At 35.2% G+C, this 25,871-nt stretch carries 24 protein-coding genes; 6 read left to right on the top strand and 18 right to left on the bottom strand.

Annotation, left to right across the window (positions count from 1 at the left end; all coding sequences use genetic code 11):
- Positions 1-6 precede the first annotated feature (6 nt).
- The 13 genes from dtd to ACHRV5_RS21445 form a co-directional block, all read right to left on the bottom strand.
- On the bottom strand, positions 7-459 hold the full coding sequence (dtd, locus tag ACHRV5_RS21505; RefSeq protein ID WP_230005128.1) for a D-aminoacyl-tRNA deacylase: 453 nt from the start codon (positions 457-459) through the stop codon (positions 7-9).
- Between the two features lie 196 nt (positions 460-655).
- The gene (gene rsgA / locus ACHRV5_RS21500) at positions 656-1,633 is read right to left on the bottom strand and encodes a ribosome small subunit-dependent GTPase A (RefSeq protein WP_395428141.1); all 978 of its coding nucleotides are present in this window, start codon (positions 1,631-1,633) and stop codon (positions 656-658) included.
- Between the two features lie 139 nt (positions 1,634-1,772).
- Positions 1,773-5,090 (bottom strand): VIT domain-containing protein, encoded by a 3,318-nt coding sequence (locus ACHRV5_RS21495; protein ID WP_395428139.1) that lies wholly within the window; start codon positions 5,088-5,090, stop codon positions 1,773-1,775.
- A gap of 533 nt (positions 5,091-5,623) precedes the next feature.
- Positions 5,624-6,706 carry a bifunctional 3-deoxy-7-phosphoheptulonate synthase/chorismate mutase type II gene (locus tag ACHRV5_RS21490; RefSeq protein WP_047778976.1) on the bottom strand — a complete coding sequence of 361 codons (1,083 nt, stop codon included), beginning with the start codon at positions 6,704-6,706 and terminating at the stop codon, positions 5,624-5,626.
- A 13-nt stretch (positions 6,707-6,719) separates the two neighbouring features.
- Positions 6,720-7,577: a prephenate dehydrogenase gene (locus ACHRV5_RS21485; protein WP_047778977.1), complete on the bottom strand. Its 858-nt coding sequence runs from the start codon at positions 7,575-7,577 to the stop codon at positions 6,720-6,722.
- A 265-nt stretch (positions 7,578-7,842) separates the two neighbouring features.
- On the bottom strand, positions 7,843-8,988 hold the full coding sequence (locus ACHRV5_RS21480) for a pyridoxal phosphate-dependent aminotransferase (RefSeq protein WP_047778978.1): 1,146 nt from the start codon (positions 8,986-8,988) through the stop codon (positions 7,843-7,845).
- A gap of 88 nt (positions 8,989-9,076) precedes the next feature.
- The gene (locus ACHRV5_RS21475; protein ID WP_395428136.1) at positions 9,077-9,904 is read right to left on the bottom strand and encodes a prephenate dehydratase; all 828 of its coding nucleotides are present in this window, start codon (positions 9,902-9,904) and stop codon (positions 9,077-9,079) included.
- A gap of 951 nt (positions 9,905-10,855) precedes the next feature.
- Entirely contained in the window at positions 10,856-11,611 is a 756-nt protein-coding gene (locus tag ACHRV5_RS21470; RefSeq protein WP_395428134.1) for a JAB domain-containing protein, read from the bottom strand.
- A 373-nt stretch (positions 11,612-11,984) separates the two neighbouring features.
- Positions 11,985-12,254 (bottom strand): hypothetical protein, encoded by a 270-nt coding sequence (locus ACHRV5_RS21465; RefSeq protein WP_395428132.1) that lies wholly within the window; start codon positions 12,252-12,254, stop codon positions 11,985-11,987.
- 7 nt (positions 12,255-12,261) lie between these two features.
- Complete coding sequence (locus ACHRV5_RS21460) at positions 12,262-12,540, bottom strand: hypothetical protein (RefSeq protein ID WP_395428130.1); 279 nt, start codon at positions 12,538-12,540, stop codon at positions 12,262-12,264.
- A 54-nt stretch (positions 12,541-12,594) separates the two neighbouring features.
- A complete protein-coding gene (locus ACHRV5_RS21455; protein WP_047778982.1) occupies positions 12,595-15,015 on the bottom strand; it encodes a ribonucleoside-diphosphate reductase subunit alpha in 2,421 nt (806 codons plus the stop codon).
- 263 nt (positions 15,016-15,278) lie between these two features.
- A complete protein-coding gene (locus ACHRV5_RS21450) occupies positions 15,279-16,268 on the bottom strand; it encodes a ribonucleotide-diphosphate reductase subunit beta (RefSeq protein WP_047778999.1) in 990 nt (329 codons plus the stop codon).
- A gap of 336 nt (positions 16,269-16,604) precedes the next feature.
- Complete coding sequence (locus ACHRV5_RS21445; RefSeq protein WP_395428128.1) at positions 16,605-17,174, bottom strand: DUF3109 family protein; 570 nt, start codon at positions 17,172-17,174, stop codon at positions 16,605-16,607.
- 258 nt (positions 17,175-17,432) lie between these two features.
- Between ACHRV5_RS21445 and ACHRV5_RS21440 the strand changes: the two genes are divergently transcribed.
- From ACHRV5_RS21440 to ACHRV5_RS21430, 3 genes are all read left to right on the top strand, one after another.
- Positions 17,433-18,011 (top strand): MarC family protein, encoded by a 579-nt coding sequence (locus tag ACHRV5_RS21440; RefSeq protein ID WP_047778984.1) that lies wholly within the window; start codon positions 17,433-17,435, stop codon positions 18,009-18,011.
- Between the two features lie 104 nt (positions 18,012-18,115).
- Positions 18,116-18,316 (top strand): hypothetical protein, encoded by a 201-nt coding sequence (locus ACHRV5_RS21435; protein WP_047778985.1) that lies wholly within the window; start codon positions 18,116-18,118, stop codon positions 18,314-18,316.
- Positions 18,317-18,320: 4 nt separating this feature from the next.
- Positions 18,321-18,926 (top strand): FAD-dependent oxidoreductase, encoded by a 606-nt coding sequence (locus ACHRV5_RS21430; protein ID WP_230005129.1) that lies wholly within the window; start codon positions 18,321-18,323, stop codon positions 18,924-18,926.
- Positions 18,927-19,174: 248 nt separating this feature from the next.
- On the opposite strand, the gene ACHRV5_RS21425 is transcribed toward ACHRV5_RS21430, so the two are convergent.
- The 4 genes from ACHRV5_RS21425 to ACHRV5_RS21410 are packed head-to-tail and all read right to left on the bottom strand — an operon-like array spanning position 19,175 to position 22,165.
- Positions 19,175-19,540, bottom strand: a complete 366-nt coding sequence (locus tag ACHRV5_RS21425) for a nuclear transport factor 2 family protein (RefSeq protein WP_047778987.1) — start codon at positions 19,538-19,540, stop codon at positions 19,175-19,177.
- 16 nt (positions 19,541-19,556) lie between these two features.
- A complete protein-coding gene (locus ACHRV5_RS21420; protein ID WP_230003605.1) occupies positions 19,557-21,134 on the bottom strand; it encodes a S41 family peptidase in 1,578 nt (525 codons plus the stop codon).
- Positions 21,135-21,566, bottom strand: coding sequence for a dCMP deaminase family protein (locus tag ACHRV5_RS21415; protein WP_047778989.1), 432 nt, complete (start codon positions 21,564-21,566; stop codon positions 21,135-21,137).
- Between the two features lie 5 nt (positions 21,567-21,571).
- Positions 21,572-22,165: a HupE/UreJ family protein gene (locus ACHRV5_RS21410; protein ID WP_047778990.1), complete on the bottom strand. Its 594-nt coding sequence runs from the start codon at positions 22,163-22,165 to the stop codon at positions 21,572-21,574.
- Positions 22,166-22,336: 171 nt separating this feature from the next.
- Between ACHRV5_RS21410 and ACHRV5_RS21405 the strand changes: the two genes are divergently transcribed.
- On the top strand, positions 22,337-22,768 hold the full coding sequence (locus ACHRV5_RS21405; RefSeq protein ID WP_047778991.1) for a TerB family tellurite resistance protein: 432 nt from the start codon (positions 22,337-22,339) through the stop codon (positions 22,766-22,768).
- 106 nt (positions 22,769-22,874) lie between these two features.
- On the opposite strand, the gene fbp is transcribed toward ACHRV5_RS21405, so the two are convergent.
- The gene (fbp, locus tag ACHRV5_RS21400) at positions 22,875-23,882 is read right to left on the bottom strand and encodes a class 1 fructose-bisphosphatase (RefSeq protein ID WP_047778992.1); all 1,008 of its coding nucleotides are present in this window, start codon (positions 23,880-23,882) and stop codon (positions 22,875-22,877) included.
- 171 nt (positions 23,883-24,053) lie between these two features.
- Between fbp and ACHRV5_RS21395 the strand changes: the two genes are divergently transcribed.
- Both ACHRV5_RS21395 and ACHRV5_RS21390 read left to right on the top strand, forming a co-directional pair.
- Positions 24,054-24,527: a GNAT family N-acetyltransferase gene (locus ACHRV5_RS21395; protein WP_047778993.1), complete on the top strand. Its 474-nt coding sequence runs from the start codon at positions 24,054-24,056 to the stop codon at positions 24,525-24,527.
- A 64-nt stretch (positions 24,528-24,591) separates the two neighbouring features.
- Positions 24,592-25,851 carry an aspartate kinase gene (locus ACHRV5_RS21390; protein WP_047778994.1) on the top strand — a complete coding sequence of 420 codons (1,260 nt, stop codon included), beginning with the start codon at positions 24,592-24,594 and terminating at the stop codon, positions 25,849-25,851.
- The last annotated feature ends 20 nt before the right edge of the window (positions 25,852-25,871 follow it).

The following is a 25,871-nucleotide window of genomic DNA, read 5'->3' as shown; positions in this document are numbered from 1 at the left end:
ACTTTTTTACTCCCTGTTTTTACTGTCCATCAAAATGGTAACCGGGCCATCATTTAACAAACTGACTTTCATATCTGCACCAAAAATACCCGCTTGCACTTTTTTGTTAAATTCTTTTTCTAAAGATGTTACAAAGGTCTCATACATAGGTATAGCAAATTCCGGTTTCGCCGCTTTTATATAAGAAGGACGATTCCCTTTTTTAGTAGAAGCATGAAGTGTAAACTGACTTACCACGATGATATCACCGTCAATATCCTGAACGGAGCAATTCATAACCTCATTTTCATCAGCAAAAATTCTCATCTTAAGTATTTTTCCGGTCAGCCATTCAATATCATCCTGTGTATCGGCCTCTTCAATTCCGACTAAAATCAACAATCCTTTTTGAATATCCGCAACCTTTTTCTGATCAACTGTTACTGATGCTTCTGAAACTCTTTGAATAACTACTTTCATAATATGATGGTGAATGATAAAATGTCATTTGCAATGATGCACAGCAGTAGAGATGCACACCCGTAGAGATGCACAGCAGTAAAGATGCACAGCAGTAGAGATGCACAGCAGTGCATCTCTACCGTTTTTATATATTTAAATTCACAAACCACCCCGTTTGGAATTTGGAATTTAAAAAATTTGGAATTTAAAACTCTTATTTCCTCAATTCATCACTTGCTTTTCGGTCTTCGTCATAAGAATCCGTACGATAATTTTCATCATCTCCTTCTAAAATCTTCAAATAACTGTTGTAACGCGACCAAGCAATTTCATCTTTTTCTAAAGCCGCTTTTATGGCGCAATGAGGTTCTTCTTTGTGCAGGCAATTGTTGAACTTACATTGGTCTTTTAATTTGAAAAATTCAGGAAAATAACCGCTGATTTCTTCCTTTTCCATGTCTACGATCCCAAAGCCTTTAATTCCGGGGGTGTCGATGATTTTTGCATTAAAAGACAAATCGTACATTTCTGCAAAAGTCGTTGTATGTTGCCCTTGTTTACTGGCTTCAGAAATGGTTTTGGTTTTAAGATGCAAAGAAGGTTCCATCGCATTTACCAAAGTTGATTTTCCAACGCCGGAATGTCCTGAAAACATACTTACCTTACCAATCATCATTTCTTTCAATTCGTCAACACCTTTCATTTCTGTTGACGAAACGCGAAGACATTTATAACCAATTTGCTGATAGACATGTTGCATATACAACTGATCGTCTAAAGTAGGCTCATCAAAAGTATCTATTTTATTAAAAACCAAAATCGTTTCGATATTGTAGGCTTCAGCCGTTACCAAAAAACGGTCGATAAAGTTGAATGTTGTCGGTGGATTATTAATGGTTATCAATAAAAAAACCCGATCAATATTCGAAGCGATAATATGCATTTGATGAGACAAATTCACCGATTTACGAACGATATAGTTTTTTCTTTCGTGAATGGTGTGAATCGTTCCTGTTAATGTATCAGAGGTTTCTTCTAGTTCATAATCCACAATATCTCCTACGGCTATAGGATTGGTACTTTTTATACCTTTCATCCTAAACTTCCCTTTCATACGGCATTCTATAAAATCTCCATTTTCAGATTTCACAGTGTACCAGCTCCCTGTAGATTTATAAACGAGTCCTGTCATTTTTTTATTTTAGATATCCGGTTTTAGATTTTAGATTGCTCTTAAATCTAAAAAATTAAAAGGCAAAATTACGTTTTTAGAATTGAACAACGCAACTTCGCCTTTTAAAATTAGAAAACACCTTCTAAATTTGACAGGCTTACCACACAATTTCTGCTAAAAGCTCATTTTCTTTTACTTTCCCTAATTGAATGGTTTTTAAAACTCGGGTCGTTTTTCCTTCTTTAGTGGTATAAATCTCAATCATTACGGTTGCAGGACCACTTTCTGTTAATTCACGTTCGCCAAAATAATTCGTCTTGATTTGGTATTTCCCTTTCACAGCATTTCTGATTAAATATTGCTCCGGCCCATAACCCTGTGTAAAATCTTTTGAAAATTTTGCTCCGGCTTCTGTTACCGTATGACCATAATAACATTCTTCACCTGTTGGTTCAATAATATGCAAGTCTAAATCAACATCCATCAGGTTCCAATTCATAACAACCCGAATGTCTATCGGCATTTTTTTAAGATACTTTTTATCTAATTTATCCGAATTCAAACCTTTATGTTCCAGCATCAAACGGTTAATATCCATCAGAATAATATCTTCAACTCCTTCATACTGTCCGCTCATTTCTCCATAATAATTTACTTCAAGTGCTTTTATCAATTGATCAAAAGCTTCCTGATATTTCCCTGCATCTTCCAGAGCCAAGGCATAATCACGCAAACTTTGTGGCTCGTGTGCTCTCCATTTTGCAATTTGTTTTGCTGTAAACAAAGCATCGTCGTACGATTTCCACTGACGTAAGGTATACGTCAGAGTTTTGTAAAGCTGATGGTTCTCTAATCCTAAATCAGCAATGTTACTAATTACCTGTAATGCTTTTTTCACATCACCTTGATTGTAGAAAAAGTGCGCCACATCAAAATAAAAACTCGGATTTCTCTCTTGTACCTTTCTTAATTCAAAATACAACTCGTATTGTTTTTCTTTTGGTGCAGCTGCTAATCCTTTTAGGTACAAACGATCCGGATTCCATGTTTTAGATTCCTTTTGGTTCTTGTCAAAATTTATATCCCCAGCTCTAAAATTCAAAGTATCACTAATGGTTTCTGCTTGCTCCCGCTTTTCCTTATTTGCATTTGCTTCTTCAGTGATCTCGTTTGCTCTTGCGACAACAGGGGAAACAAACTTCACCTGATCTACCTGCGGGGCTGGAGGAGGAGGCACATCGTTAGCTTCACCTTTTGAATATGCAGCTTCTGAAACGGGTTCTCTCGCATAAGAGACCGATCCTCCCTCGCTTCTCATACTTAATGCTGATGTGACTACAACTTCATTTAGTGCCCGTGAACTCTCTTGTAACCGTACCGTAACCTCATTGTTTCTGCCAATATTGAATGAATCGGTATCCAATCCGACATAAGAAACGACAATGGTACTGTTTTCAGAAGCTTTTACCCTAAATTTCCCATCAAAATCAGCAGCAACACTTTCCATATCTGATCTAACAGAAGCTCCCGGCAAAGGCTGATTTTGTTCATCTAAAACAATACCCGAAACATAGCCGTTTGTAATACTCGAATTTCTTCTGAAAGTCGTTTGCGAAACCGTATTTGATCTTCCTCCGGGTTTATTTTTTGGCTTCGGCAAAGGTTTTGTCCTTGTATATTTGATATTTTGTTTCCACCAGGAATCTAGCTCTGTAAAATAATCATCAATATTCTCCCAATTATTTTTCTGCTTGGCCAGGTTTGTATCCTGTTCCTGTTTTTTAATTCTGTCAAATTCGGCACGCAATTCTGCAGGAGGAACAATATCATACACCATATAATCACGAAGCTCTTCTAAAACAATCAGCGAAGTATTCTTGGTTATAATTCCGTACTTTTTTCCTAAAATCTCAATTTCTTCCGCATTCTTGTCGTACTGCAAATCAAGATTAGCAATTTTTTTCTGAGCCCATAACTTTTCGATACTAACGTCTGTAGTATTTTGAACAGCCACATCCAGTGTAATTTTTCGTTCTACAATTGCCTCACCGGAATACCCAAACAACAACGTGATTTCATTTTTCGGATTCAGTGAAATTCCAGCAAAACTAAAATTCCCCGAAACAGAAGCTCCTTTCATCGGATACAAATCTGTAACCGTAAGATTTTCTTTTATGCCCAGAAACTTCAACGTATTATTGGTCAATTTATCTAAAGCATTGATTGGATTTAATTGATTCAGATTAATAAAATTACCTCCTGTTTTCATCGAAGCATAATTCAAAAAAGTAAAATCAGCAGAAACAGAGGAGGTAATTGTATAAATTGGCTTATTCGTTTTTGGTAAAACATTCTCGCTCAAAGAAGATAATCCATCCGAAAAGAACAAGAACTCATCATGATTTAGGAAATTTATTTTAGAGAAACGAGTACCACCATCATACTTTGTGTTTTGCAATACGTTTTTTAACGCAGACCAATTCCCATTTGACACCACATAATCTTTATCCTTTTCAAAAGTATAATTCAGGAAATACAAACTTACAGTCGTATTTTTTATTTTTTGAAAATAAGCGTCGAGCAAATCCAATTCCTTTTTCAGATCACGATTCTGGCAACTCAAAGAATTATCCCAAACCAAGCCGATTGAAGCCGGCATTTTTTTAGCAATCTTATTTCCTTCAACAAAAGTACTTCCATAAAAATAATGCTGATCCTGTATCGTCTGCATTACCACACTCGGAATATTCTGCTGAATGGGAATCTTAAAAAGTAACTTCTCAGAAGGCTGATAATTTTCCTTTTTTAATGAAGTTTGAAACGATTGGTTCCATTTTGAAAAAGCAATTTCCTCGCCTGAATTTTCGGTAATTGTCGGAGATGCAGCAGCCCCTAAAACCGAAACATTCAACTCAAATTTATCCAGTTTCACCGGATAACGACTAACCAATTGATAGGCTAAATTATTCTTATCAAAAGCCGCAAGCTCTTCTTCGTAGCCAATAATTACGATTCGCTCTCCATTTGGCATCAAAGGATAAATTCTGGTTCTGAAGTTATTTCCGTCTACTTTCTCCAATAATCCCGGGTCAACACGACGGTGTTCGATAGCTTCGAAAACCTGTTTTCCTTTATTTTTATTTACCGGAACTGCTTCGCGCATTTTCCCGTTTATATCAATAGCATATCTCGAAACCGAAACATTTTCGGGTAACGGAAAAATAAGTTCTGCTTCCATCTGACGGTTGCCCGAATTGAAAAAATGCATTTCGGCAGTAGTGTAAGCAATATTCCCAACCACTTTTACATTGACGATGAGCTGACTCATTCTGACTTTTTGAGCTTCCTCTCCTTGGACTGTTAACTCAGGACTTTGCGCAAAAGTTTTCGCTCCTAAAAACAATAAAAAACAAAGCAATAAATTCAATTTTACTTGAATCTTTTCCGGCTTAAATGGGTACATTTTTGATTTCATGACACGAAAGTTAAGATTGTATATAACTATAGAGGCAAAAAAAATTAAAAAGGTTGGGAAGAAAAATAATTTATTTAAAAAAAGACGGTAAATAAATGCTCTAAACCATATAAGTGATGTAAGTTCATTTAAAAAAATTGGCGAGATAGCTATATCAAAAAATCTCCCATGCTTATCATAAGATGATGCAGATTAAACTTTAATTGTGAAGTGCTACAAATTCATCATAAACAAAACTTACATTTTCTTACATGAACTTATATGGTTAAAAAAAATTAGCAAAATAAAAAAAACTCCAACACTTTTATAAAGCAATAGAGATTTAATTTTAGTTGTGAAGCGCTACAAATTCATCGTAAACAAAACTTACATTTTCTTACATGAACTCATATGGTTAAAAAAAATTAGCAAAACAAAAAATCTCCAACACTTTTATAAAGCGATGGAGATTTAATTTTAGTTGTGAAGTGCTACAAATTCATCATAAACAAAACTTACATTTTCTTATATGAACTTATATGGTTTAAAAAAAATTAAGCATTGAAAACTTTTTCCTGGTGACCAATACTTTCCTGGTGAATCGCTTTAAACATTCTTAAAACGAACTCTTCTGTAAGTCCTTTTTTCTCTCCTTCCAGTATCATTTTCCCTAAAATTTCATTCCAACGATTGTTTTGAAGAATCGCAACGTTCGCTTCTTTTTTCACCTGACCAATTTCGTCTGCTACTTTCATACGTTTTCCTAATAACTCTAATAAGTTAGCATCTAAAACGTCGATGTTTGCTCTTAATTTAGTCATTTTTTGGCTGTACTCATCTGTAGTATCATCTGTTTTTCTGATCGTCAAATCTTTAATGATTTGTTTCAAAGCGTCCGGAGTAACTTGTTGCGCAGCATCAGACCAAGCGTTGTCCGGATCGTAGTGCGTTTCGATAATCATACCGTCGTAGTTCAAATCTAAAGCTTCCTGTGTTACTTCAAAAATCATTTTACGATCTCCAGTAATGTGAGATGGATCGATGATTAAAGGTAAATCAGGGAATTTATTTTGCAATTCGATTGCAATCTGCCATTCCGGAATGTTTCTGTATTTTGTTTTTTCATAAGTAGAGAAACCTCTGTGAATAACCCCTAATTTTTCAATTCCGGCCATATGCAAACGCTCAACACCACCTAACCATAAAGCTAAATCCGGGTTTACAGGGTTTTTCACCAAAACAATTTTATCAGTACCTTTTAAAGTGTCAGCAATTTCCTGAACCGCAAAAGGATTTGCAGTTGTACGGGCTCCAACCCATAAAACATCAATATCATGCTCTAAAGCCAATTTACAGTGTGCTGCAGTTGCTACCTCAGTTCCCATAAGTAAACCAGTCTCTGCTTTGGCTTTTTGTAACCATTTCAATCCAATTTCACCTACACCTTCAAATCCTCCCGGACGCGTTCTTGGTTTCCAAATTCCGGCTCTGAATACACTTACTTTAGAATCTTTTAATTCACGGGCAATTTTCAATACCTGATCTTCTGTTTCTGCACTACATGGTCCAGCTATCACAAGTGGGTGATTTAAATTGAAATCTTCTAACCACTTTCTCATTTCTTTTTTATTTTCCATCTTTTTTTTTAGTTTATTTTTTAATAGTAATTCCGTTTAATATCTCTTTAATTTTATTTACACTTTCCATTTCTTCAAAAATGGCATTATAATTATCGTCTGCTAATAAATCTTTAAACTGAGTCAGATTCGCAATATATCCTTCTAAGGTTTCAATCACATACTCTTTGTTTTGTTTAAAAATTGGTGTCCACATAGCCGGTGAACTTTTAGCCAGACGAACGGTACTTTCGAATCCACTTCCCGCCATATCAAAAATATCCTGTTCGTCTTTTTCTTTATTCATTACCGTTTTCCCTAGCATAAACGAACTAATGTGCGACAAATGCGAAACGTAAGCGATGTGTTTGTCGTGCGAAATCGGATCCATATATCGAATCCGCATTCCGATTTCTGCAAAAAGTTGCAATGCCTTTTCCTGCAATTTGAAAGTAGTTTTTTCTACTTCACAAATAATATTCGTTTTCCCCTGAAACAGTCCTTTTATTGCTGCCGAAGGTCCCGAAAATTCTGTTCCTGCAATCGGGTGAGTAGCAATAAAGTTCCTTCTTTTGGGATGATTTGTTACGGCATCGCAAATTGGTTTTTTGGTAGAACCTACTTCAAAAACAATCGTTTTCTCACCAACCAAATCCAACACTTTCGGCAAAATCGTCAGTGCAACATCTACTGGAACCGAAACGATTACAAAATCGGCTTCACCAAGATCTTCCAACTTCCCTACCTGATCAATAACCCCTAAATCAATTGCTTCCTGCAAGTGTTCTTCGTTATTGTCAATTCCAAAAATAGTCGCCTTCGAATGTTTCTCTTTGATGTCTAACACCATCGAGCCCCCTATTAACCCTATTCCTATTACGTATACTTTCATTTTTATTTTTATTTAAAGCTTATTCCTGCTATCCGCTGTATCTTTTATGGTGAACCCCACCATAAAAGGATGCCGCTTCTATCAGGGCTAGGGCTTTTTGTTTTTTCAAGACCTTTATATTTTCATCATTTTTTGTCATTCCGAGGAACGAGGAATCTTCGCAAGTAACTCCTTAATCAAAAAAACCAATCTTTGTCGACCTTACAACGGAGATTCCTCGTTCCTCGGAATGACAAACTCTGCCGAAAAATCTAAAATCTGAACTCTAAAATCTATCTATCGCTTCTTGTACTTTTTCTTCTTTCACACACAATGAGAATCTGATATATCCCTCACCATTACTTCCGAAAATCGTTCCGGGTGTGATGAAAATATGTTTCTCGTATAATATTTCGTCTATGAACTTTTCTGCAGATGCAATTCCTTCCGGCAATTTTGCCCATACAAAAAGTCCAACGCCCTCTGCATATACTTTACAGCCTAATTTTTCTGCCAGTTGATTTGTCAATTCACGACGGCGTTTGTAAATTTTATTTTGTTCTTCAAACCAGGATTTACCACAATTTAAAGCAGCAACCGCTCCTTTTTGAATTCCGTAAAACATACCGCTGTCCATGTTACTTTTGACTTTCAGCACTGCATCAATAACTTCTGCGTTTCCTAAAACCATTCCGACTCTCCAGCCTGCCATGTTGAAAGTTTTACTAAGTGAATTCAATTCCAAAGCCACTTCTTTTGCCCCTTCAACCTGCAATAAACTCATCGGATTATCATTCAAAACAAAACTATACGGATTGTCATTGACCAATAAAATGTTGTGTTTTTTAGCAAAAGCAACCAATTTTTCAAATAACGCTAAACTTCCTCTTGCTCCTGTTGGCATATGTGGATAACCCAACCACATGATTTTTACTTTAGAAAGGTCTAATTTTTCCAAAGCCTCAAAATCCGGTTCCCAAGCATTTGCTTCTTTCAAATCATAATATACCGGAACAGCTCCAACCAAATTGGTCACCGAAGTATAGGTCGGATAACCTGGATTCGGAATTAAAACATGATCGCCTTCATTCAAAAAAGCCAGCGAAATATGCATAATTCCTTCTTTTGATCCCATTAACGGCAAAATCTCCGTATTCGGATTCACGTCAACACCAAACTGATTCTGATAAAAATCTGCCATCCCTTTTCTCAATTCCGGCAATCCCTGATAACTTTGATAGCCATGCGCATGCTCTTCCTGAATGGCCAATTGCACCGCCTCAATAACTGCTTTCGACGGACTCAAATCCGGGCTTCCGATGCCCATATTGATGATAGACTTTCCTTCAGATTGCAGTTGTCTTACTTCTCTCAATTTGGAAGAGAAGTAGTATTCTTCAACTGTATCTAATCGTTTTGCTGTTGTAATCATGTTTTTTTTTTGCTTTATGCTTTAGGCCTTAGCCGTATTAATTAAGATTTGGAATTTGGAATTTCAAAAATTTGGAATTTCCTCCCCCCTATGGTTTCGTATTCTTATATTCTCCTAACACTTTAAAATACTCTGCCATTATATTCAGTAATGCTTTTGCTTTGGCAAAATCTTCGTATTTCTCGAAGGTTACGTCTACGAAAAACGAATATTTCCAAGGCGTTTCAATTTTCGGGAGCGATTGAATTTTTGTTAAATTCAATTGACAGTCACTCATTACATTTAAAACAGCTGCCAAACTTCCTCTTTTATGATCCAACTCAAATTTGATTGACGCTCTGTTGATTTCGTTCTCTGGCAAAAATGAATTCTGCTTTTTAATGATCACAAAACGGGTCATATTATTTTTGATCGTCTGAATTTCCGGCGCCAGTATAGCTAAATCATACATTTCAGAAGCCGTTTTACTCGCAATTGCTGCAATTCCGGTGAGTTGTTTCTCCTGAATTCTTCTGGCTGTTTCTGCTGTATCTTTATCTTCAACCAATTTAATATTGGGATATTTTTTCAAGAAATCCATGCATTGCAAAATGGCCATCGGGTGCGAATGAACTTCTTTTATGTCTTCCATTTTCTGCCCTTTCAAAGCCATTAAATTCTGATGAATGCTCAAATAATGCTCTCCAATAATGTGTAAATTATTCTTATCAATCAAAGCATAATTAGGAATAATTGGTCCTGCAATAGAGTTTTCAATCGCCATTACCGCCTGATCCGATTTTCCCGAAAGCAGACTGTCAATTAATTCCTCAAAAGACAAACATTCATCAATAGTCACATTTTCAGAGAAATACTCTTTCACTACCTGATGATGAAAGGAACCTTTTATACCTTGTATTGCAATTTTCGTTGTCATATATTCAAAAAAAAATCCTGATTTTCATCAGGATTGTATATTAGTTTTATTTGTCTTTTACTTTCTCAAATAACCATAGCACAATCCTCACTTCTACTAAAGAAGAAATAAAAAGAGTTGCTAAAATAAAAACGGTTATTAGTCATTTTGTTTGTGTTTTTCAATAAATACTCTGCGAATGTATAAATTATTTTTACTGCACCAAAAAAATTAATACATTTTATGAAACAAAAAGGGATTCCTTAACAAAATTACCCTCTTTTGTACGATAATGTAAAAAATAAGTCTTAAAATGAGATATAGTTAATTGGTTTTGAGGAAGATTCTGAGTTACTGAGTTGCTGAGACGCTAAGATTTTACCTAGATTCTGAAATTAAAAGTATCTAAGTCGGTACGTTTTCTACTTCTTGTGTCCTTTCTCGACTTCGCTCGAAACGACAAAAGGTGCTCCGTTTCTATTTTTCTCAATTTTGTCAAACTGAGGAACGAAGTATCTTCACGAGATAATCCGGAAAGTGAAGTTCAGCGGTATCGATTCTGCAAACGTAGATCCTTCGTTACTCAGGATGACAAACTGTATGGAGTTTCTTGTGTGATTTCTCGACTTCGCTCGAAATGAACAAAAGGTGCTCCGTTTCTATTTTTCACAATTTTGTCATACTGAGGAACGAAGTATCTTCACGAGATAATCCGCAAAGTGAAGTTCAACGGTACGGATTCAGCAAACGTAGATCCTTCGTTCCTCAGGATGACAAACTGTACGGAATATTGAATATGATTTCTCATGCCTCGAAAATGACACGATTGTACCTAAAAAACTTATGAGAGCAAAACACACTCCGCTTGTAATTTCGAAGAATGAGAAATCACACTCGCTGAGCGCGCACTGTATGGAATATTAGATGTGATTTCTCGTACCGAAAGGACACGAATGCTAAAAATTAAGACTTTTATGATTTTATCTTTTTACTAACTTGCTCTACTTCTTTTGGAGTAAGATTCAAAATAGCTGCGATTTGTTCTATTGTCATTTTCTGTTTTAATAGATTGATGATAGCCGTTTCAATTTTTTGTTCAAATTCAATCCTTAAAGACTTTTCTATTTTTGCGGTTTCCTTAAATTCTTTTGCCGATTCTTTTAATTGGTTTGTTGTTTCCTTTAATTGATTCGTCGTTTCTTTTAATTTATCCGCTTTTTCTTTCCCTAATCTGATTTCCATTTCCTGTTTGCGGATTATTTCTTCTATTTTATAAGGAACAACATATTTTAAACTTTTTTCTAATTGAGCCATCAATCCAATATTAACAAAACTCATATATTTTTCTGCACTAATAATAAAATGGTCTAAAAATTTTATATCTAAAATTTTCCCCACTTGTATTAATCGGTCTGTAGTATCCTTGTCGGCTTCAGAGGGAGTTAAATTACCACTCGGATGGTTATGCACAGCGATCACACTTGTAACACCTTTTAATACCGCAACTCTATAAACATTCATTGGTTCTGCTTGTGAAGCTTTTACGCTCCCCATACTCACTAATTCTATATACACGATTGTGTTTGCCATGTTTAGCCCTATCATCCAGAAATGTTCCTTCTCACGGTCTATTTTATTATCACGAAACAAAATCTGTCGCATGATTTCGTATAATTCATCCGGATTCGTTACACTAATTTTATCTTTATCTGTTAGCTTAACATTCATTTTTAATACATTTTAGATTCTGTAAGGTACGCAAACATAATCAATTTTGGCTGGTCAACATCTTTATTGCAGGAATAGATTTTATTACTGTTTCACTTAATAAATCAGATTTTTAATAATTGGATTAGGGTTACAAACAAAATTATTTTTAATCCATTAAATCTTTCCGACGAAGGAGAAATCACACTCGCTGAGCACGCACTGTATGGGATATTGAGTGTGATTTACTTCGTCAGTCGCTTTCGCTCGAGTGTCGTGCCGCGAAATGACACGATTGCGACTAAAAAACTAATGAGAACAACCCAACAACAGGCTGATTCTTTATTCCGATTTCCTTTAATTACGTTTCTTGAAGAAGAAGAGAAAAGTATTCTTAATCAAACATAAGAAACTCGTCTATAAATCCTTTTTCCTGATTAATGTATAAAAAATACTTTCCAGCCTCTTTCTCATCCAAGAGAAGATTTAATCTAATTTTGATACATGGAGTCGGTATAAAATCATGATCTATTAAAACCGAAATAGATTCTGGAACAATCGTATTAAACTCTCCTTGCTCATACTCTTTAATATCTATTCTCTTTAAATATTCAATTGCCAGATTATAATATTCGTTTTTATTTTCAATAATAAGCTTATTCAAGTCCATTTTATTTTGGTACAATGTTACAATTAACTCCAATTTTATTCGCTTCTTCCAAAAACGCTGTAGCCAGCTTTTCATCTTCGATCTCTAAAATCACACTACAATCATCCAAAAGCCGATCTGTATTTGCTTTTGAATTCATTAAAGAAATCCCAAGATTCTCATTCTGTAATTTTGTCAAAGAAACTTTTTCCAACCCATCTCTCCAACTTTCCACTATCACTTTTATCATAAAATTATTGATATCAAAAAAGCAGCTATCATTACAATAACTGCTTTTCATTTTGTCTGATGACACTATATTAAAAATCTAAAATCTCAGATCTAAAATCTAAAATTAAGACCCGCACATTTCGCAATCCTCAGGATCTGCTGCTTGTGCTTTAAGTAACATTGCTTTGTATTCTTCAACGCTAATAGGCTCTGTTTCCGAAGCTACAGTTACCGGTGCTGCTGTTGTAGACGCTGCTGGTGCTGTTTCTTCTTTTTTATCGTTGTTTAAGGTGAATTTAATCGCATCTACCGCAGATTTCGTTCTTAGATAATACATTCCTGTTTTTAAACCTGATTGCCATGCGTAAAAGTGCATAGAAGTCAGTTTAGAAAAATTAGCATCCTGCATGAACAAGTTTAACGATTGAGACTGGTCAATAAAGTACCCCCTCTGACGTGACATGTCTAAGATATCTTTCATAGACATTTCCCAAACTGTTTTATACAATTCTTTGATATCAGCCGGAATTCCGTCAATGTTTTGGATAGATCCATTATGACGCATGATTTCCTGTTTCAACGTTTCGTTCCAGATTCCCAGTTTTACTAAGTCTTCTAATAAATGTTTGTTTACCACGATAAACTCTCCTGAAAGTGTTCTTCTGGTGTAAATATTAGAAGTATAAGGCTCAAAAGCTTCGTTGTTTCCTAAGATTTGAGAAGTCGATGCTGTTGGCATTGGCGCTACTAATAAAGAGTTACGAACTCCATGTTCCATAACTTCTTTACGTAAAGAAGCCCAGTCCCAACGTCCTGACAATTCTTCGTCTTTCATTCCCCACAAATTGTATTGGAATTCTCCTTTAGAAATTGGAGATCCTTCAAATGTAGAGTACGGCCCTTCTACTTTAGCCAATTCCATAGAAGCGGTAACAGCAGCAAAGTATAAGGTTTCGAAAATTTCGTGATTCAACTGTTTTGCTTCGTCACTTGTAAAAGGCATTCTTAACATGATAAAAGCATCTGCCAATCCTTGAACTCCCAAACCAATTGGTCTGTGACGTACATTAGAATTTTCTGCTTCTTTTACCGGATAGTAATTTCTGTCAATTACTTTATTTAAATTCAAAGTTACACGCTTGGTAACATCAAATAATTTATCGTGATCAAATTTGCCATTTTCAACAAACATTGGCAATGAAATAGAAGCTAAGTTACAAACAGCAACTTCATCAGGAGAAGTGTACTCAATAATCTCTGTACATAAATTTGAAGAACGAATGGTTCCTAAATTCTTTTGATTCGATTTACGGTTAGCCGCATCTTTATACAACATGTACGGAAGTCCTGTTTCTACTTGAGACTCCAGGATTTTCTCCCAAATTTCTCTCGCTTTTACTGTTTTTCTTCCTTTTCCTTCTGCTTCATAACTTAAGTACAAAGCATCAAATTCTTCACTGTGTACTTCTGATAATCCAGGGCATTCGTTTGGACACATTAACGTCCATGTTGAATCTTCCTGAACTCTCTTCATGAATAAATCCGGAATCCACATTCCAAGAAATAAATCACGGGTTCTCATTTCTTCTTTACCGTGGTTTTTTCTTAAATCAAGGAAATCAAAAATGTCAGCATGCCAAGGTTCAATGTACATGGCAAAACTTCCTTTACGTTTTCCTCCACCTTGATCCACATAACGAGCCGTCATATCGTATACACGCAACATTGGAACAATTCCATTAGAAGTTCCGTTAGTTCCGCTGATATAAGAACCTGTTGCTCTAACATTGTGAATCGCTAAACCAATTCCTCCTGCAGATTGCGAAATCTTAGCTGTTTGTTTCAAAGTATCGTAAATACCATCAATACTATCGTCTTTCATTGTCAATAAGAAACAAGAAGACATTTGAGGTTTTGGCGTTCCTGAATTAAACAAAGTTGGTGTAGCGTGCGTAAAGAATTTCTTAGACATCAACTCATAAGTCTCAATCGCAGAAGCAATATCGTCTTTATGAATTCCGATAGAAACACGCATCAACATATGTTGTGGTCGCTCTACAATTTTACCGTTTATTTTTAATAGATAAGAACGCTCTAATGTTTTAAATCCAAAATAATCGTAATTAAAATCACGGTTATAAATTATAGTTGAATCCAAAACCTGAGAATTATTCTTAATTACTTCGAAAACATCGTCTGCCAATAAAGGAGCTTCTTTTCCTGTTCTTGGATTAACGTAATGATACATATCCGACATCGTTTCTGAAAACGATTTTGTCGTATTAGAATGTAAATTAGAAACTGCGATTCGAGCTGCTAATTGCGCATAATCGGGATGTGTAATCGTCATAGAAGCAGCTGTTTCAGCAGCAAGATTATCCAATTCCGAAGTAGAAACACCATCATACAATCCTTCAATAACACGCATGGCTACTTTTACAGGATCTACAAGTTCATTCAAACCGTAACACAATTTTTTGATTCTGTCTGTAATTTTATCAAACATTACCGGCTCTTTACGTCCATCTCTTTTTATTACATACATAAGCTTACTTTTTTATTGTTATTGAAAAAATGAAAGACATTGGAATAACGAATTCCAATACTTAAACATTGTGTGTTTTATTATTTTATTTTGAGAATTACAGGATTCTCAATAGTTAGCTGATTCCAATTTGAAAAACAAATTGAAATTGAGTTAAAATAATTGAATCCTCGATTTGGAAAAGGAGTTCAATCTTAAAAATACGTTATAAAAATTTCATCATTTTTAGTGTGTTGGGGTGCCACTAAAATTATTCTTGTTGTTTAAAAATCTGCATCAAAGCTAATTTTCTGAGAATCACTATCTCCGCCTGAACCACTATTCATAACTCCGGCTTTTTGATATTCTGAAACCCTTTTTTCGAAGAAATTGGTTTTACCTTGTAAAGAGATCATGTCCATGAAGTCAAATGGATTTGCAGATCCATACACTCTTTCACAACCTAACTCTACAAGTAGTCTGTCTGCAACAAATTCCAAATATTGTGTCATTAAAGTAGCGTTCATACCGATCAAACTTACCGGAAGAGATTCTGTAACAAACTCTCTTTCGATACTTAAGGCATCTACTATAATTTCTTTAATTCTGTCTTTTGGAACTTTGTTTATCAAATGGTGATTGTGCAAATGCACTGCAAAATCACAATGTACACCTTCGTCACGAGAGATTAGTTCGTTAGAAAATGTTAAACCTGGCATTAATCCACGTTTTTTCAACCAGAAAATAGAGCAAAAAGCACCTGAGAAAAATATTCCTTCAACAGCTGCAAAAGCAATAAGTCTTTCTGCAAACGAATCCGATTCGATCCATTTCAAAGCCCACTCTGCTTTTTTAGCAATAGCAGGAAAAACTTCTAAGGCATTAAACAACTCCGCTTTTTCTGCTTCGTCTTTTACATAAGTATCAATTAGAAGAGAATAGGTTTCGCTGTGAATGTTTTCCATCATGATTTGAAAACCATAAAAGAATTTAGCTTCAGCATATTGTACTTCGTTTACAAAATTCTCTGCAAGGTTTTCGTTTACAATTCCGTCAGAAGCAGCAAAAAAGGCTAAAATGTGTTTTACAAAATAACGTTCCTCATCTGACAATTTATTATTCCAGTCATTTAAATCCTGATGTAAATCGATTTCTTCTGCCGTCCAAAAACTAGCTTCCATCTTCTTATACCAATCCCAAATATCGTGGTGTTTGATAGGAAAAATTACGAAACGATTTTTATTTTCTTGCAATATTGGCTCGACTTGTGACATGGCTTTTATGTTTAATTTCTGCACTCTTTTTTTACTTATTCAGTAGAGTACAAAGATTGTCATTTGTAGCCAAAAATAAAAGCCAAACTTATTCACAATCGGGCGTAGTTTTTAACAACAGTCAAAAAGTAGGATATTTTTCATACAAGTGTTAAAATATTGTAAATGAGTATTTTAAAACCCATATCAAGACCCCGCACGCCCATAAAACATAGACTTTTAATTTAAAAAAACAAGGAAATTATGATTGTTTTTTAAACTTTTTTCAATCGTTACTTTTGCTTTTTTCGATCCTTTTAGAAGCATTTCTCAGCAATAGTAAAGGCTGCCGAATTTTTATGAATTTTTAAGTTCTTGTGCTACTTTTTCAAGTTCCATATACCAGTCTTCTCCAAAGCGACGAATCAAGGCTTCTTTGACAAATTTATAAACCGGAACTTCTAACTCTTTACCTAAAGAACAGGCATCGTCGCAAATTTCCCATTTATCATAATTAACTGCTGCAAACTCTGTAAAATCTTTTACACGAATTGGATATAAATGGCAAGAAACCGGTTTTTTCCAATCTACGATTCCTTGATTATAAGCTTGCTCGATTCCGCAAAGGGCGGTTTTTCCGTCAAAAATAACGTAAGCACAATCTTTATTGTCGATTAATGGTGTTTCAAGATCACCATCAGTTCCTTTTACCCAGGCTCCCTGCGCTTCAATGGCCGCAATCCCTTCTTTTCTCAAAAAAGGTTTTACCTTATCGTAAATATCTTCTAAGATTTTTGTCTCTGCTTCACTTAAAGGTGCCCCCGCATCTCCATCGACACAACATGCCCCTTTGCAAGCTGACAAGTTGCACACAAATTCTTTTTCAAGAATATCTTCTGAAATAATGGTTTTTCCTAATTGAAACATGATACTAAAAATACTGAATTTATAAAGTGCAAAGATAGTCAAACTATCTTGATGTCAGTGCGATAAATCCAAAGCAAAAATAATCCCTGCATTTCACCTACAAATCAACAAAACAAATCGTGAAATGTTACAAATATCACTTTTTTAATCCAAAAAACATGTTTTTATAACAAAAATGCAGGATTAGATTTTAAACAATAAAAGCCCTAACTTTATTATTTACATTTGCACCACATTTAACCTCTAAACAAATAAGGCATGTTAGAAATTGATTTTAAGGAAATTATCACTGTTGGAATGGTACTTTTTGCAGTAATTGATATCGTGGGATCTATTCCGATCATTGTAAATTTAAGAGCAAAGGTTGGCCACATCGAATCTGAAAAAGCTTCTCTTGTTGCCGGAATCATCATGATTGTTTTTCTTTTCGTCGGAGAAGGCTTCCTTAACATTATAGGTATTGATGTGCATTCTTTCGCCGTTGCAGGTTCGTTTGTCTTATTCTTTCTTGCCTTAGAGATGATTTTAGGAATCCGTATTTATCGTGACGAAGAACCGGGATCAGCTTCTATTGTTCCTTTGGCTTTTCCACTGATTGCAGGAGCCGGAACGATGACGACTTTACTTTCTTTACGCTCACAATTTCACACCATCAACATTATTATAGCCATTGTACTGAATATCATCTTAGTATATATTGTTTTGAAATCATCTAAAAAAATTGAAACTTTATTAGGAGAAAATGGACTTGGAGTGGTTCGCAAGACATTTGGAGTGATCCTTTTAGCTATTGCTGTTAAATTATTCGCTGCTAATGTTAAAGGTTTGTTCGTCTAACAGATATTTTTATAAATTTACCCCATAAAATTTAAAACAAGTGGTTTTACAGCATGCATTGCAGTAAAATTTCATTTTGTTATTTTAGACAAACAAACAGCCATATGAAAATTTTCACTTCAATCTTAGTGCTTTTAGCATTAGCTTTAATTGTTTTTAATATTACGTTATTGGACTTTAAGAATCCTTTTCAAGGAGACAGTGCGGTAGCTTTTATTGGAATCGCAGCTTCATTTTGCGCCGTTTTGATTCTTTTGATTTTTAGAATTTCCAAAAAAATCGAAGAGAAAACAAATGGCAGATAATAATATGTTTGACACTTTAATTATCGGCGGAGGCGTTTCAGGTATCTCTTGCGCTCTCGTTTTAGGATCAGCTAAAAACAAAGCTTTTGTTACCGATAAAAAAATAGGGATTTTCACACATCAAAAAAATTCTTCTTTACAGGAGGCTATCTTCTATAATGCTTACGGTATATCTCCCGGTAAACTAGGTTCAGAATTACTTTTTGAAAGCACACAGGACTTAGCTCAAAGCTACCCACACATTACACAGATTCCAAACGAAAAAGTAATCAAAGTTGAAGGAGCTTATCCTGAATTTACGGTTACAACAAATAAAAGCACGTACCAAACCAAAAGCATTGTTATTGGAATTGGCTCTGCCAATACTTTTGACATTGAAGGTTTACTGCAATACATTGAGCCTCACAAAAAAGCACTTCCCGAAAAACAACGCATTCAGCTTAAAAATGACGATCATAAAGTAACAGATGGTATTTATGTGATCGGAACTTTAGCAGGCTGGAGAAGTCAATTGGCAATAGCAGCCGGAAGTGGCGCTGCAGTTGCTACAGATATTCTTACTTTATGGAATAATGGTGTGCAGACTCATGCACATGATAGTATTCGATAGAGATACAACTTTCTTATGCTTAACCGCAAGGGTCGCGGGGATTTACGCAAGGTTCGCAAAGGTTTTTTATGCACGCTGATTCTACAGATTTAGCAGATTTACTTGTTTCAGAATAATCGAAACGCTGCCTTTTTTGCTTTCTTCTCTTAAAAAAATAATCCGCTAAATCTGCGAGAGAAAACTAATCACAAGTTTTTAAGATTTATTTCCCTAAGGATAAAGCCGCTACAAAAAAAATTATTCAGAACTTACTTTAGTTCTGTACAGCTACCGGCAATTACTTTTAAACCTTCTTCGAATTGTTTCCAAACACGAATGTATCGAAAAACACCATCGAAAGGCTGATTATCGTAGGCACCTTTAAGCAAAACGGAAACACTGACAACAGCTGTATCTTCAATAACATTAATAAGTTGATCTGACGCTTCAATAACCTCAATTTTCATTAAACCGGAACGATACGAATTCAAATCAAACTCTTTTGTGATCGTTTGTCCGCCAGGTAAATTAAAAAGCAAGTCATCATGCAACATTCTTTCTAAAGCAGACACATCTGCATTTTTAACCGCCAATAAAAGTTCAATCTCTGCATTTACAACATTGCTATCTTCCATAAAAAAAGAGTTTAAGTTACTTTTTTGAGTTCAAAACTGCTTTGACCATGGCATCGTCTTTTAGAATCACATTATAATAATACAATTCGCCGTACAATTGACGGGCAAACTCCGCCGTGATATATCGATTTACCAATGCCTTGGTTTTATCTAATTTTAGATCTAAACCTGTGGCCAGAATGTAATTTTTAAATTTTTTAAAATACACATCTGAGTCTTTCATTTTTACCAAAAACTCATTAAAATGAAGTCCTGCAAAAGTGTTTCTGTTTTTATCGAGTTCTTCAAAAACAAAATGTCCTACGATTCCGGTTTGAAGTAGATAGGCCACATTTTCATTTCCGTGCTCTGCTTCCATCGGCACAAAAACATCCGGAACGATTCCACCACCACCGTAGACAATTTTTCCTTTTGGTGTTTTAAATTTTAAGGTATCGGCTATTTTTATGCTGTCTTTCGCATAAAGTTCACCTGACTTAATACGATCTTCGGACTCTTTGTAATATTCTTCATTTCCTTTTTTATAAGGCTTCTGAATCGATCTTCCGGTTGGTGTATAATATCTCGCTACCGTCAACCTTACGGCCGATCCGTCGTTGAAATCCATTTCGCGTTGCACCAATCCTTTTCCGAAAGAACGACGACCTACAATAGTTCCACGATCATTGTCCTGAAGTGCTCCGGCCAGAATTTCACTTGCTGACGCACTGTTTTCGTTAATCAGAACGTATACTTTACCGTTTTCAAAACTTCCTCCTTTATTGGCGAATGTTTTTTCGGTAGATCCATTTTTGCTTTTGGTAAAAACAATCAGTTGTTTGTCTTTTAAAAACTCATCACCAATAGCCACGGCTTCTTCCATATAACCGCCTCCATTATCACGAAGGTCGATTATCAGGGATTGGATTCCTTTTTGCTGTAAACGGGTTAAACCTGTTTTGAATTCTTTATAGGTTGTTTCCGCAAAACGGTTAATTTTTATATAACCCGTACTTTTATCAAGCAGTATAGAGGCATCGACACTTTTTATTGGAATGATATCTCTTTTAATTTTAAACTTAAGTTTCTTTTGCTCCGATTTTCTAAAAACGGTCAATTCAATTTCAGAACCTTTTATTCCTTTTAGTTTTGAAAACAAACTATCAGAAGGTAGTCTTCTGCCAAATAATTTCGTTTTACCGGCAAATAAAATCCGGTCGCCCGATTTTAATCCGGCTTTTGCTGAAGGTCCATTCTCAACAGGTCTGATGATTGCAACGGAATCTTTGTACATATAAAAATTGATTCCGATACCCACAAAATCACCTTTCATACTTTCAGCCACTTCTGCTTGTTCTGTTGGCGGAATGTAAACGGAATGCGGGTCTAATTTTGAAAGAATATTATCGACCGTCAAGTTTACGATCGAGTCGGTATTCACACTGTCAACATACTCATTATTGATAAAATCAATAAGTTTGTTGAGTTTTGTTTTGGAGTAATTTCTAGCCAACAGCTGATCCTCTACGGGAGCATTCATCAGGCTTCCTAGAACTATGCCAAGAGCAAAAACAGCTCCTACAACAATGGGTAAGTATTTTGAATTAAATTTCATCTATTCTTCTAAAACGGGAATATGTAATACTTCTACACCTGCTTTTATTAAAAACTGAATTCCGGAATCGTCACGGTAACCATTCTGATAAACCACTCTTTTGATCCCCGACTGATGGATTAATTTACTGCATTCTTTACAAGGAGACAACGTGATATACAAGGTTGCTCCTTCGCAAGATTGTGTTGATCTGGCTACTTTCAGAATGGCATTGGCCTCAGCATGCAAAACATCCCAGCGCGTCAAACCTTCTTCATCTTCGCAGCAATTCTCAAATCCCGATGGCGTTCCGTTGTAACCATCAGAAATAATCATCCGGTCTTTTACGATAATAGCTCCTACCTGCTTGCGTTTACAATAGGAGAGCAAACTCCATTCTTTGGCAATTCGCAAATACGCTTTATCGTATTTATTTATTTTTTTTAATTCCATTTATTTTATCTGTTCCAAATAGGGCTTTCAATAATCATGGGAATGACAACTCCCACAATAAAAGCCGACATTACCAGTGCCCAATCGCGTTTTGAAAAACGAAAAACAGTCTGCACTATATAAGACAGTATCAAAACCACAAAAACGACAACTAACTGTGCTACTTCAATTCCTAAAGCAAACTCTCCCAAAGGTAGTAATTTTGAAGTTGCCGAACCACCTAATATAGTCTTGAAATAATTCGAAAATCCAAGTCCGTGTATAATTCCAAAAAACAAGGTCACAAAAAACAATAAATTCACACCATCATTCTTAGATGTCTTTCCTGCCGTGAACAAATGATACAAAGCGGTTATTAAAATCGTAATCGGAATCAAAAATTCAACAAGATCTACTTTTACCGTAATAATGCCAAAAACAGAAAGCACTAAAGCCACTGTATGACCAATTGTAAAAACAGAAACTAAAAGCAAAATACGTTTCCAATCCTTGAAGGCATAAGGAACTGTTAATGCGATTAAAAAAAGAACGTGATCATAGGCGTGTATATCTAAAACATGCTTTAATCCTATTTGAAAATAAATCCAAAACTGTGACATAAAAATTCTACTATTATTGATTAAGGGTCTGTAAACTTACGATTAATTTTGAAAACTAAAAGAGCGGCCGTAGTAAAACAACTTAGAAAAATTATGCTTAATTTTATGAGAAATTTAAAATTGTTAAATTAAAATAAGATTTATCTTTGTTTTATAAAAAACCGATTAATTATGCCATTTTCAGAATTATTTGATAACGAATTCAAACAAAGAAACAGAGGCCATTTCTCTGCAATTGTTCGTGTAGCTTTTGCTGACGGAAAAATTAATGACGAAGAGCAAGCCTTTTTGGACAAACTAGCTTCAAGATTAGAAATCTCGGAAGAAGAATACAAGGAAATCCTTAGTGAGCCTTGGAAACATCCAATAAACCCTCCTTACTTACACATACAACGTATAGAGCGTTTGTATGACTTAGCACGTATGGTACATATCGACCACCATTTGGGAGATCAACAAGAAATTATGTTAAGACGTATGGGGTTAGCTTTAGGTTTTACTCCGGGTAATGTAGATTATATTGTTTCTAAAGCACTAAGCCTGGTAGATAAAAAAGTAGATTTAGATACTTTTTCATTCGAAATGGAGAATATGAACAAATAGAAAGTTTGCAGTATTCAGTCGCAGTAATCAGTTACTGAAACTGGATACTGAAACAAAAAAACATAACCCGACAGGTTTCAAAAACCTGTCGGGTTTGTTTTTTTTATTATTGAGCTTCGGCCATAAATGCTTCAGCTTTCTCAACCATATTATAACTTCCGCAGAAGAACGGTACTCTTTGATGCAATTCAGTTGGTTGGATTTCCATGATTCTTCCAAAACCATCTGTTGCTTTTCCGCCTGCTTGCTCTGCAATAAAGGCCATTGGATTACATTCATACAGCAAACGCAATTTCCCTTTTGGTGCTTTTGAGCTTGTTGGATACAAATAAATTCCGCCTTTAATCATATTTCTATGAAAATCAGAAACTAAACTTCCAATATATCTTGAAGTATAAGGTCTGTCCTCTTCTTCTCTCTGGCAATATTTTATGTAGTTTTTTACTCCTTGTGGAAAATGCACATAATTCCCTTCGTTTACCGAATAAATATGCCCGTCAACCGGAAATTTCATATTAGGATGTGAAAGATAAAACGTTCCGATAGCCGGATTTAAAGTAAAACCATTTACACCATGACCTGTCGTATACACCAACATTGTCGATGTTCCGTAAATGACATAACCTGCCGCAACCTGATTAACTCCCGGCTGTAAAAAGTCCTCGCTGGTAACCGGAGTTCCAATTGGTGTAACTCTTCTGAAAACCGAAAAGATAGTTCCTACTGAAACATTCACATCGATATTTGAAGATCCGTCTAGAGGATCCATTAAAACCACATACTTATTATTATGGGCATTATCACTACCCTGAACAGTAATAAAATCGTCGTTTTCTTCAGAAGCAATACCACAGACAATCTCACGGTTAATTAACGTCTGGATAAATACTTCGTTTGCATAAACATCTAATTTCTGCTGATCTTCTCCCTGAACATTTTGCTCGCCGGCAGCGCCAACGATGTCCACTAATCCTGCTTTGTTTACTTTATAGTTCACGACTTTCGCCGCCAAACGTATAGAGTTGATAATCCGGGATAACTCCCCTGACGAGTATTGAAATGCTTTTTGATTCTCAATAATAAACTCTCCCAGTGTTTTATTGCGTTCTTCCATTACTAAATCGTTGTAGTTTTATTTTTAAGTCACAAATATCGTTTTTTTTGTGAGAATGATTTAAAAATTATTTTGTTAGTTTGCTACTATTGTATATTTGCTAAACAAAAGCAAAAAGCAACCGATAAAAACATAATATTTTAGCTAATAATCGCTTAATAATAAGAATATATGAATATTAGAAAAGGGAATCCTGAAGACATGAAATCGGTTTTAGGACTAATACAGGAGTTGGCTGTATTCGAAAAAGAACCTGAAGCGGTCACCATAACGGAAGATGATTTAATACGTGATGGTTTTGGCACAAATCCTTTGTTCCATGTTTTTGTGGCAGAGGTCGAAAACGAGATTGTTGGAATTGCATTGTATTATTATCGTTACTCTACGTGGAAAGGTAAAACTATCCATCTGGAAGATCTGATTGTAAAGGACAAAATGCGCGGATCCGGTTTGGGATTTGCCCTTTATTCTGAAATTATGAGACAGGGAAAAAGAGATCAGGTAAGAAGAGTGGAATGGAATGTGCTGGATTGGAATACACCGGCGGTTAAATTCTACGAAAATTCAGGAGCAAAAATCCTTGACGGATGGCAGGTTGTTCAAATGGACGAAGACGGAATTAATTCGTTTTTAGAAAAATTATAAAAATAAAAATTATTAAATACCGTAGAGGCGCGGCAGTGCGTCTCCACAATACAAAATTAATATAATGAGAGTATTTAAATTTGGTGGAGCATCGGTAAAAGATGCGGAAGGAATAAAAAACGTATACGACGTTTTACAAAAAGTAGGTTATGAAGATGTGATTTTAATAGTTTCGGCTATGGGAAAAACCACAAATGCGCTTGAGGTGGTGATCAAGAATTATTTTGATAAATCTCAGGAGTTAAATTCGTCTGTTCAGGAAATAAAGAAATACCATAATCAGATTTTGTTAGATTTATTTGAAGATGAAAAAAATGCCGTTTTTACAGCTGTAAAAGAGCATTTTTCTGAATTAGAATTTTTCTTAACGCATAACAAATCACCTAACTATAATTTTGTTTACGATCAGATTGTAAGTTTTGGTGAACTGATTTCAACGACGATTCTAAGTCATTTCATGAATTTCATGGGCATCAAAACACAATGGCTTGATGTTCGTAATTTCATCAAAACCAATGCAAACTACAGAGATGCAGAAGTAGATTGGGAGGTTACACAACAAAACATCAGCAAAAATGTTCCAAGAAAAACATTAAACATCACTCAGGGATTTTTGGGTGCTGATGAAAATAACTTCACTACCACTTTAGGGCGTGAAGGTTCTGATTATACTGCCGGAATTTTTGCTTATTGCTTAAATGCTGAAAGTGTAACAATCTGGAAAGATGTTCCGGGAGTTATGAATGCCGATCCGCGTTATTTTGAAAATGCGAGTTTATTAAACCAGATTTCGTATCGTGAAGCTATCGAATTGGCTTTTTACGGAGCAACGGTTATTCACCCGAAAACGCTGCAACCTTTACAGAAAAAAGAAATTCCGTTATACGTAAAATCGTTTATTAACCCCTTATTAAAAGGAACCTGTGTTTCTAAGGGCGTAGATTTAGAGCCACAATACCCTTGTTTTATCGTAAAAAGAGATCAACTTTTAATTTCGCTTTCTTCGATCGATTTCTCTTTTATTATGGAGGAAAATATCAGTGAAATTTTTGCTTTGTTTCATGAGTTTAAAATCAAAGTGAACTTAATTCAGAATTCAGCGATTAGTTTCTCGGTTTGTGTGGAAGATAAATTTGGGAATTTTAATGAATTGAACACGATACTGTCGAAAAAATTCAAAGTAGATTTTAGCGAAAATGTGACTTTATATACAATCCGTCACTTTACGGAACAAGCTGCGCAAACAGTTGAAGAAAACAAAGAAGTCTTACTGAAACAGGTAAGCCGTGAAACGATGCAAATCGTTACTAAAGAATCTAATTAGTTTTTTTTAGGTTAAAAAAT

This window comes from Flavobacterium sp. FlaQc-52, assembly GCF_044007495.1.
Classification (GTDB): Bacteria; Bacteroidota; Bacteroidia; order Flavobacteriales; family Flavobacteriaceae; genus Flavobacterium; species Flavobacterium cupriresistens.
This window is presented reverse-complemented; position numbering and strand designations above follow the sequence as displayed.

Coding starts and splice junctions, on each gene's coding strand:
- dtd (WP_230005128.1), bottom strand. CDS start 459: ATGAAAGTAGTTATTCAAAGAGTTTCAGAAGCATCAGTAACAGTTGAT.
- rsgA (WP_395428141.1), bottom strand. CDS start 1,633: ATGACAGGACTCGTTTATAAATCTACAGGGAGCTGGTACACTGTGAAA.
- ACHRV5_RS21495 (WP_395428139.1), bottom strand. CDS start 5,090: ATGAAATCAAAAATGTACCCATTTAAGCCGGAAAAGATTCAAGTAAAA.
- ACHRV5_RS21490 (WP_047778976.1), bottom strand. CDS start 6,706: ATGGAAAATAAAAAAGAAATGAGAAAGTGGTTAGAAGATTTCAATTTA.
- ACHRV5_RS21485 (WP_047778977.1), bottom strand. CDS start 7,577: ATGAAAGTATACGTAATAGGAATAGGGTTAATAGGGGGCTCGATGGTG.
- ACHRV5_RS21480 (WP_047778978.1), bottom strand. CDS start 8,988: ATGATTACAACAGCAAAACGATTAGATACAGTTGAAGAATACTACTTC.
- ACHRV5_RS21475 (WP_395428136.1), bottom strand. CDS start 9,904: ATGACAACGAAAATTGCAATACAAGGTATAAAAGGTTCCTTTCATCAT.
- ACHRV5_RS21470 (WP_395428134.1), bottom strand. CDS start 11,611: ATGAATGTTAAGCTAACAGATAAAGATAAAATTAGTGTAACGAATCCG.
- ACHRV5_RS21460 (WP_395428130.1), bottom strand. CDS start 12,540: ATGAAAAGCAGTTATTGTAATGATAGCTGCTTTTTTGATATCAATAAT.
- ACHRV5_RS21455 (WP_047778982.1), bottom strand. CDS start 15,015: ATGTATGTAATAAAAAGAGATGGACGTAAAGAGCCGGTAATGTTTGAT.
- ACHRV5_RS21450 (WP_047778999.1), bottom strand. CDS start 16,268: ATGTCACAAGTCGAGCCAATATTGCAAGAAAATAAAAATCGTTTCGTA.
- ACHRV5_RS21445 (WP_395428128.1), bottom strand. CDS start 17,174: ATGTTTCAATTAGGAAAAACCATTATTTCAGAAGATATTCTTGAAAAA.
- ACHRV5_RS21440 (WP_047778984.1), top strand. CDS start 17,433: ATGTTAGAAATTGATTTTAAGGAAATTATCACTGTTGGAATGGTACTT.
- ACHRV5_RS21435 (WP_047778985.1), top strand. CDS start 18,116: ATGAAAATTTTCACTTCAATCTTAGTGCTTTTAGCATTAGCTTTAATT.
- ACHRV5_RS21430 (WP_230005129.1), top strand. CDS start 18,321: ATGTTTGACACTTTAATTATCGGCGGAGGCGTTTCAGGTATCTCTTGC.
- ACHRV5_RS21425 (WP_047778987.1), bottom strand. CDS start 19,540: ATGGAAGATAGCAATGTTGTAAATGCAGAGATTGAACTTTTATTGGCG.
- ACHRV5_RS21420 (WP_230003605.1), bottom strand. CDS start 21,134: ATGAAATTTAATTCAAAATACTTACCCATTGTTGTAGGAGCTGTTTTT.
- ACHRV5_RS21415 (WP_047778989.1), bottom strand. CDS start 21,566: ATGGAATTAAAAAAAATAAATAAATACGATAAAGCGTATTTGCGAATT.
- ACHRV5_RS21410 (WP_047778990.1), bottom strand. CDS start 22,165: ATGTCACAGTTTTGGATTTATTTTCAAATAGGATTAAAGCATGTTTTA.
- ACHRV5_RS21405 (WP_047778991.1), top strand. CDS start 22,337: ATGCCATTTTCAGAATTATTTGATAACGAATTCAAACAAAGAAACAGA.
- fbp (WP_047778992.1), bottom strand. CDS start 23,882: ATGGAAGAACGCAATAAAACACTGGGAGAGTTTATTATTGAGAATCAA.
- ACHRV5_RS21395 (WP_047778993.1), top strand. CDS start 24,054: ATGAATATTAGAAAAGGGAATCCTGAAGACATGAAATCGGTTTTAGGA.
- ACHRV5_RS21390 (WP_047778994.1), top strand. CDS start 24,592: ATGAGAGTATTTAAATTTGGTGGAGCATCGGTAAAAGATGCGGAAGGA.